The sequence below is a fragment of the Bacillus hominis genome (assembly GCF_018332515.1).
GTDB classification, from domain to species: domain Bacteria; phylum Bacillota; class Bacilli; order Bacillales; family Bacillaceae_G; genus Bacillus_A; species Bacillus_A hominis.
On record NZ_BOQD01000266.1, the window covers coordinates 1 to 7215 of the forward strand.

Genomic DNA, 7215 nt, shown 5'->3' on the forward strand with positions numbered 1-7215 from the left:
TGCTTCTTACTCTCTTCTAATTGCTTTTGCTTCTCTGCCTCATTCACTTGCTTTGCTGTTTCATCTACTAATAATTTCTCAAAAGCTTGAATTTGTTTATCAATCACCTGCAAATTAACCTCTTTATCAACATATTCACAGTTTTCTTTAACTAAATGAAAACCAGCATTCACATACGAGAATACTTGCTTGTTAGATTCACTTTTATTTCCCTTTAATTCTTCTTTCGCTTTGTTATAAGGATTTTCTATTGATGCATATACTTTTTGTAACAGTTCCCTCTCAGTAACAATTTTCTCACGGCCTTGCTTCCACGTAACAAGCGCCTGTTCTAACTCTTGAGTGGAAGTGAAAGTTAATTTCGATTTCATCTCTTCATACTCATGCAAAATTACTTCCTTATGTTGTTTAGCTTGTTCTGTCAACTGATCAACTGTTTTTGGAAATATACTTGCTGTAGAAATAGTAGCCTGCACTTTCGTTTCATGAATGAAAGCTGCTTCTGTATAAGTCATCATTTGAGAACCTAAATAAAAAGTAATAGAACACAAACATGGCAATATAAGCATCTTTTTGAATTTGCGAGGTGTCTTCAGCATTTTAATCTCTCCTATCGAACATCTCGTTCTTTATCAAGAACTATAACTTTATTATAATAAAGTGAATTGTAAAATGATATAAAAATTATGTTTCTTTTTACATTTCTCTGTTAACACAAAAAGAGACTACCTTTGATAGTCTCTTTTTGTTGTCATTATTATTTCGTTTCACCATCGCCTTGTTGTGCATCAAACGTCCAAGTTAATTGTAACTTGTCGCCTTGGAATTCATTTTGGTCTTTTTTATTATCAACGAATTCAAATTTCACTTTGAATTTATCAGATTTACCTGCAGAAATACCTTTTTCATCCCAGAACCAAGCAGCTAAATCATTATTTACTGCTGTAAGTGTATCACCCTTCAATTTATCTAATGTAGTTTCTTTCACAATCGTCTCATGCTTATCTACATTTTTTAAGAATGTTACTTTAATATGTTGGCCAAAATCTTCTTTATTATCTTGCTTCGTATCTTCTACATTATAGTCTGTTTTTAATAGAACTTTTTTAATATCTAAAGAACCTTTATTTTCTAGTTTAAATTCTTTTTCAATTGTATCACCAGGTTTTAAATTCGATACATTAACAACTGTTGATGGATTTAATGATAAATCCAGCGTACCAGCCGCAAATGTATTGTTTGACACTTCTTTATCGCTAAAGAATGCAAACGTTCCTCCACCAACTAATGCTGCTCCTAGTACTGCTGATGCGATACCCATCCCTAATTTTTTCTTTAAAGTCATGTCCAAATCCCCCATAATATATATATTTGTTAATTTCCTAGTAGGAAATTATAACTAAGATAACTAGACGGATTGTTCTACTTTTTTATCTTTCTTTTCTCCGTCGATGCTACGAATAGCGCCAAAAATAGAAAACGCAGAATAACCAAGTAAAAAGACTCCTGGAATAATAAGAAGTAATGCTGCTCCCGCTTTTGAACTCGCATAATTCAGTCCATAACCAAGGTATGGAACTGTAATATCTGCATACTTTCCGATTACATTCTCTGCAAGTACTGGTGCTAAATCTGGTCCGTTGTTGTTATCCCCTTTTGTTTCATACATTACTTTTCCATTTGTATCTTTCACACCGATAATACGGTGAGTGACAATTTTGTCATCTTTCTCTTTAAAGGTAATAACATCACCTTTTTTATATTTAGAACCATCTTTCGTTGGCTCTATCGCAATGATTGACCCTGTTAAAAATGTTGGTTCCATCGATCCTGAAAGAACGCTCTTAAATTGATATCCCATCACTGTTGGATCCCCGCCACTCGCTTTTGAAGAAATGACTACAAAAGCTAAACAAACCATTACCGCAAATAAAACAAATGAGATAACGTTGCTAATCACCTTCCAAATTAATTTCATCGTCTCTCTCCCTCTCCGTTGTTTTATATTATTTGAAGTATGCAATATTCACATTCGTTCTTTAACAAGAACACAAGTAAATAATATAACGAACGATATAGAAATGCAATAAGAAAATTTACAATTATTAGTTATTTCACAAGGATATATGAACAGAAAAAAGACCGTGACAAAATCTCATCACAGTCTCCATACTAGCAATTTATTTTTCTTCTGATTTCATTCCTTGTTTATTTCGACGCAGCACTACATATAAAATGGCTCCAAATAATACAATAGCACCTATCCCAACACTTATCACTTTCACATTGGATTCCTTTACTTCAGGTGCAACTGTATCTTTTTTAGGCATCGCAAAAGTAACATCTTCTTTTGAAAGAACATTTATAGTCGCAATCGTTTGATTATTTTTTATAATATCTACCGCACCAACTACTTCACCGCGATGAATTCCTTTTTGGTACAAAGCTTCTTTATCCACTGAATTAACCCGAAAAGCCGTTTTTACATTTTTTCCTTCATCTTTCTTTAGCATAAGCTCAGCACTTTTTTCGAGCTCAGAATCAACATCTTTATTTAAATACGTTGTCTTTTGATGCCAACTATGTTTATCTAGTACAGTTTGCTTCGTAAATTGCCCAAAAGAATATTCCGCCATCTGCTTCAAATCTTCATAAATTTCAGGTCTTTGAGAAGCCATTACTACATTTATAATACGATTTCCGTCTTTCTCATTTAATAAAACGAGCGTATTGCGCGCTTCATTCGTAAACCCTGTCTTACCACCAATGCTATATGGATTTTCAAAATAAGTAGACTTATTAAAAATAGACACTGTTTGCGTAGATGTCGTAACCGTCGTTCTTTTCGTATTCATCGCTTGTAAAATTTCAGGATACTTTTGCACACCTCTCGTAATCATTGCCATATCATATGGCGTCGTATAATGATTTGGATCATGCAATCCATTTGGCGTTACAAAATGGCTATCTTTAGCCCCTAATTGCTTCGCCTTTTCATTCATCATATTAGCGAAATTTTCAACACTTCCTCCAATACGCTCCGCAATCGCATACGACACATCATTCGCACTCAGCACCATTAAAATCATAAGTGCGGTATTTCTATTAATAGTCTCACCAGGTTGAAACTCAATTTGATAATTACTCTTCTCTTGATCTAATGCTAATTGTGAAAACGTAAATTGATCCTCCGGCTTCGTATGCTCCATCAGTAAAATCGCCGTTAACACTTTCGTCATGCTAGCAGGAAACGCACGATGGTGTGCATTTTTGTCGTACAACACATCTCCTGTTTTCGCATCAATCGTAGTCGCAAACTGACTAAAAACATTCGGCCCTTCGGCAGGCGGCGGTGCCACTTGCTCCGGATTTACTCCAATATTCGTCTCAGCATATAACGTCATAGGTGTCAAAAATAATAAACAAATAACCATAATAAAAACCGAAATTTTCTTAAAATTTACCATATGACTCTCCCTTTTCCCTTTACTTTCACATTCTATAAAATAACTCTACCAATCTATATGTAATTTGTATTAAATTGGAAGAATATTCACTGTTTTTTACTATATCATATTTTTACGATGAAGAACATAAATATACAATAAAAAATAAGAAGGAATTACTCTTTCTTATCCTTCTCATCAATCAACGAATCTATTAACTTTTGCCCAGCTTCCTCGGCTGTAATCTCATCCGTCATACCCATAAACGACCAACCTTTAGAATCAACCCACTCAACAAACTCGTGCAAAAACTCATCATGCGTCACATCCACATCAAGAATCGAACCATTAATCGAAATCGTTCTATTTCTAGACACACGCATTTTAAACGTTTTTCTTACCATTACAATTATTCTCCCTCTACTCCTGAATATTTATAAAAATCTTGTACTTCTTTTATACATGATTTCTTGAAAATTGTAAAAAGGATATATCGGCCAATTTGCATATTAAAAATGAAAATCTCTTACTATATAATCCTCACACTACATTCATTTGGTCATAAATTACTGAATACATCCATATAAAAAACAAACCAACTTACATTCTATCATACTAAATACACTTGACTTTAGTACAATGAAATGGAATATATTAGAAAACACTTTAAAATGAGGAGGAACTCCATGGCGCGTTGTACGTATTGTAAAACGAAGTGGAAAATAAAAGATGTATGGTCGATACTCGTGACATTTGAAAAAGATTGTCCGTATTGTCTTGGACGACAATATATATCAAAGAAAACATTGAATGCCATGCCAGAACTTATAAGCTTACCTTTACACTCCTTATTCCCTTTTCTAGTTGATTTGAGTGACGAAGGTCCTCTGGATTGGTATCGGAAAACATAACACTTCAGCATCTTCTATTTATTAAATATAAAAACATACATACTAATATACCTCTGAAATAAAACCTATTTTCTATTACACTACCTCTTTAAAAACTTACTACACAAAAACATTGTAAATTTTCAGTTAATTATATATAATTGCTTTAGCATAATGATTAAAGATGCTATTACATAAGCATTATTGAAGATCCCGTAGCTCAGCAGGGAGAGCGCCACCTTGACAGGGTGGAGGTCGTGAGTTCGAGCCTCTCCGGGGTCATAAGGTAAAAACCGTGTCAGATTAGCGTTTGATGCGGTTTTTATTTGTTTGCTTTTATACTCTATAAAGTCACTGGTCACAGAATTGGTCACATTACCTACAAAATCTCTTCTATTTTGTTAACTGCATCTTCTTGCATCGTTGGCAATACATGCGAGTAGGTATCTAAAGTGATTTTGATATTACTATGTCCTAACCGCTCAGAAATCACCTTCACATTCACCCCTTTAGCCAATAACAAAGTTGCATGTGTATGACGTAAATCATGAAAGCGAATCTTTGGCACAGCTGCTTTCTTAATCAAAGCGTTTAAACTTCTTCTAACATTAGCAGGATTGATTGGCGTTCCAGAAAGAGTACACATCACCAAGTCATTGTCTTGGTATTCCTCACCTTGACTCAGCTTCTCTTTTAATACGATTGCTCTATGCTTCTTTAGCTTTGCTATTGTTGATACAGGTAGTAGTATTTTTCTTAAACTTGATTTCGTCTTTCCTCCAAGTAAGAGCGTCTTCCCATCATGACTTAACGTTTGACTAATAGTTAAATGTCCCTTTTCTAAATCAACATCTTTCCACCGCAACCCTAGCAATTCACCTTGTCGCATTCCAGTTACAAGAGCCATATGAAAGACGATAGAATATCTACTATCTTTTGCAGCTTTCAAAAACACCTGTACTTCCTGCTCGTTCCATACCGTTAATTCTTCTTTATCAGCTTTAGGCAATTTAGTCTTAGCTGCAACATTTTTAGTAATTAGCTCTAAATCTATCGCATGCTCAAGAGAGTTCCGAATGATTTTGATTATCTTCTCGATTGTTCCTCTCTTTAAACCTTCGTTCCGCAGCGAATTGACGTAGTTTTGCATATGCAATGATGTTAACTTAGCTAGTTTGATATTGCCTAAAGAAGGAATGATACGACTGTTTAAATACCCTTTCAACACTTTTGCTGTTTGGATACCCACACTGTGCTTCTTCGTATTAAACCAACTCTCAAGATATTCACCATAAAGTAGCTTACTAGGCTCTACATATGTCCCAGTATGAACTTCTGAGAGCAGCTTTGTTAAAGAATTTTCTGCTTCTTTTTTGGTAATGAATCCCCTCTTCTTTTTTTGCTTTCTTTTACCTGTTAGAGGGTCAATACCAATATCTACAATATAAAAATACTTTCCTGTTTTCTTATCTTTTTTGACGCTTCCTTTCATCGTTAAGAGCCTCCTTGGAGTCCCTAACTGTGCTGTATATGGTATATTTTATTATAGCGGATAATCTTGTATTATGGATTAGAAATTTGCGTTATATCAGCATAAAGATAACTGAATGTAACTAAAAAATATTTTCTAACAAATTGAAGAAAAATAACGAGAGATTTAATCTGCTGAATTAGTTATTGTAATTCAACCGCCTGTTATTGAAACAAGCAAAAAAAGCATTACTGCTGTTTCAGTAATGCCCATGTTACTTGAGTAGTATCATTTACTACTTTTGGTTGAAATTACTCAGCAATCTTTAAGATGTTTTTTCATTTAAATCCAAATGTTAACTGATATCTTATTGTCTGTTTTCTAAGTTTTGTCCTGTGCTTGCTCTAGATTTTCTCTTATTTTTGACCAAGTATTTACATCTTCAGTTAAAATATTTTGAAGCCTGTTTTTATATTCAGTTAGTAATTCGATTGAAATACTTTCTCTCTGTTCTCCTGCAATACTAAAATCTAAATCCCTTTTTAATTCTCTTAAACTTGTTAGCGTTTTAATATCTTTGTACCACAATCCTCGATGATTATAGAAACCTTCAATCCCATTAAAAACGGTCATTAGTGAAGCAAAAAATAATGCAATATTTGAGAAAAGATTTAAATTGATTGCTTTTAAGCCTAATAATAATGTAACAAGAGCAGACGATATAATTGAATAAACTCTTAATTTATATGCCCTCTTTTTATTCTTCTCTTTCCTTTCTTCAAAAATAGATATATTTTCATTAATATCCTTTATTAAAACATCTATTTTACTAATTGAACTCATATGTTTTCTCCTTCAAAAATTATAATACAGCATGCGTTACATTATCTGGAAAATTCTCCTCTTTTTGCTGTTTTATTTTATACTTTAAACCCTCAACTTCAAAAACCTCTCCAGTCCCTTTTAGATATTCAACATTTTCTAAGTCAAAAATCACAACATTATACCCTTTACCTACAGAACTTCTAAATAATACTCCATCAAACCCCACTTGTCTTATTACCTCTGTAATAAATTGCGTAATGAGATAATTATCTCTTTCTTCTGGTGTAATTGGTAATGAAAATCTCTTTCCTAAATCATTTAAAAAGATAAAATATTCCATCGCCTCTTCACTTTCACAAAAATTTATTATACTAATTTTTCTAAAATCGGCGAATTTTAATTTCTTATTCATATGAAATCTTCCTACAGAAATAAAATGTCCAGGATGTGGTCTTATCTCAGCAATAGCAGTTTCTTTATTAGAAGCTAAGTAAACATATGAAATTCCAGATCTACTTAACCTTGCAGGTTGTGCCAAAGGTGGTGGCGGAGAAGATATTTTCTTATCAGTAAAAGGTACAAA

The 7215-nt window shown here is 33.3% G+C and carries 9 protein-coding genes and 1 tRNA gene; 2 read left to right on the forward strand and 8 right to left on the reverse strand.

The window, feature by feature from the left end; all coding sequences use genetic code 11:
- The 5 genes from KI356_RS21655 to KI356_RS21675 all read right to left on the reverse strand — a co-directional run.
- Nucleotides 1–599, reverse strand: a 599-nt coding sequence (locus tag KI356_RS21655) for a DUF4047 domain-containing protein (protein ID WP_212936410.1), incomplete at its 3' end; no start/stop codon positions are given.
- 158 nt (nucleotides 600–757) lie between these two features.
- Complete coding sequence (locus KI356_RS21660) at nucleotides 758–1345, reverse strand: CalY family protein (RefSeq protein ID WP_128282213.1); 588 nt, start codon at nucleotides 1343–1345, stop codon at nucleotides 758–760.
- 63 nt (nucleotides 1346–1408) lie between these two features.
- Nucleotides 1409–1978 carry a signal peptidase I SipW gene (sipW, locus tag KI356_RS21665; protein WP_212936411.1) on the reverse strand — a complete coding sequence of 190 codons (570 nt, stop codon included), beginning with the start codon at nucleotides 1976–1978 and terminating at the stop codon, nucleotides 1409–1411.
- 202 nt (nucleotides 1979–2180) lie between these two features.
- A complete protein-coding gene (locus KI356_RS21670) occupies nucleotides 2181–3467 on the reverse strand; it encodes a D-alanyl-D-alanine carboxypeptidase family protein (protein ID WP_212936412.1) in 1287 nt (428 codons plus the stop codon).
- A 155-nt stretch (nucleotides 3468–3622) separates the two neighbouring features.
- Nucleotides 3623–3850, reverse strand: coding sequence for a hypothetical protein (locus tag KI356_RS21675; protein WP_002117229.1), 228 nt, complete (start codon nucleotides 3848–3850; stop codon nucleotides 3623–3625).
- 282 nt (nucleotides 3851–4132) lie between these two features.
- Here KI356_RS21675 and KI356_RS21680 point away from each other — a divergent pair, with 282 nt between their 5' ends.
- On the forward strand, nucleotides 4133–4357 hold the full coding sequence (locus KI356_RS21680) for a hypothetical protein (RefSeq protein WP_212936413.1): 225 nt from the start codon (nucleotides 4133–4135) through the stop codon (nucleotides 4355–4357).
- A 188-nt stretch (nucleotides 4358–4545) separates the two neighbouring features.
- A tRNA-Val gene (locus KI356_RS21685) sits at nucleotides 4546–4618 on the forward strand.
- 97 nt (nucleotides 4619–4715) lie between these two features.
- Here the strand turns inward: KI356_RS21685 and KI356_RS21690 are convergent.
- From KI356_RS21690 to KI356_RS21700, 3 genes are all read right to left on the reverse strand, one after another.
- Nucleotides 4716–5828, reverse strand: a complete 1113-nt coding sequence (locus KI356_RS21690) for a tyrosine-type recombinase/integrase (RefSeq protein WP_212936414.1) — start codon at nucleotides 5826–5828, stop codon at nucleotides 4716–4718.
- A 360-nt stretch (nucleotides 5829–6188) separates the two neighbouring features.
- Entirely contained in the window at nucleotides 6189–6650 is a 462-nt protein-coding gene (locus tag KI356_RS21695; RefSeq protein ID WP_212936415.1) for a DUF4231 domain-containing protein, read from the reverse strand.
- A gap of 19 nt (nucleotides 6651–6669) precedes the next feature.
- The coding region (locus KI356_RS21700; protein WP_212936416.1) for an RES family NAD+ phosphorylase at nucleotides 6670–7215 on the reverse strand (546 nt) is incomplete at its 5' end.

What these genes read in the sequence shown, in the direction of transcription:
- KI356_RS21680 (WP_212936413.1), top strand. Translation starts at nt 4,133, where the DNA reads ATGGCGCGTTGTACGTATTGTAAAACGAAGTGGAAAATAAAAGATGTA.
- KI356_RS21690 (WP_212936414.1), bottom strand. Translation starts at nt 5,828, where the DNA reads ATGAAAGGAAGCGTCAAAAAAGATAAGAAAACAGGAAAGTATTTTTAT.
- sipW (WP_212936411.1), bottom strand. Translation starts at nt 1,978, where the DNA reads ATGAAATTAATTTGGAAGGTGATTAGCAACGTTATCTCATTTGTTTTA.
- KI356_RS21675 (WP_002117229.1), bottom strand. Translation starts at nt 3,850, where the DNA reads ATGGTAAGAAAAACGTTTAAAATGCGTGTGTCTAGAAATAGAACGATT.
- KI356_RS21660 (WP_128282213.1), bottom strand. Translation starts at nt 1,345, where the DNA reads ATGACTTTAAAGAAAAAATTAGGGATGGGTATCGCATCAGCAGTACTA.
- KI356_RS21695 (WP_212936415.1), bottom strand. Translation starts at nt 6,650, where the DNA reads ATGAGTTCAATTAGTAAAATAGATGTTTTAATAAAGGATATTAATGAA.
- KI356_RS21670 (WP_212936412.1), bottom strand. Translation starts at nt 3,467, where the DNA reads ATGGTAAATTTTAAGAAAATTTCGGTTTTTATTATGGTTATTTGTTTA.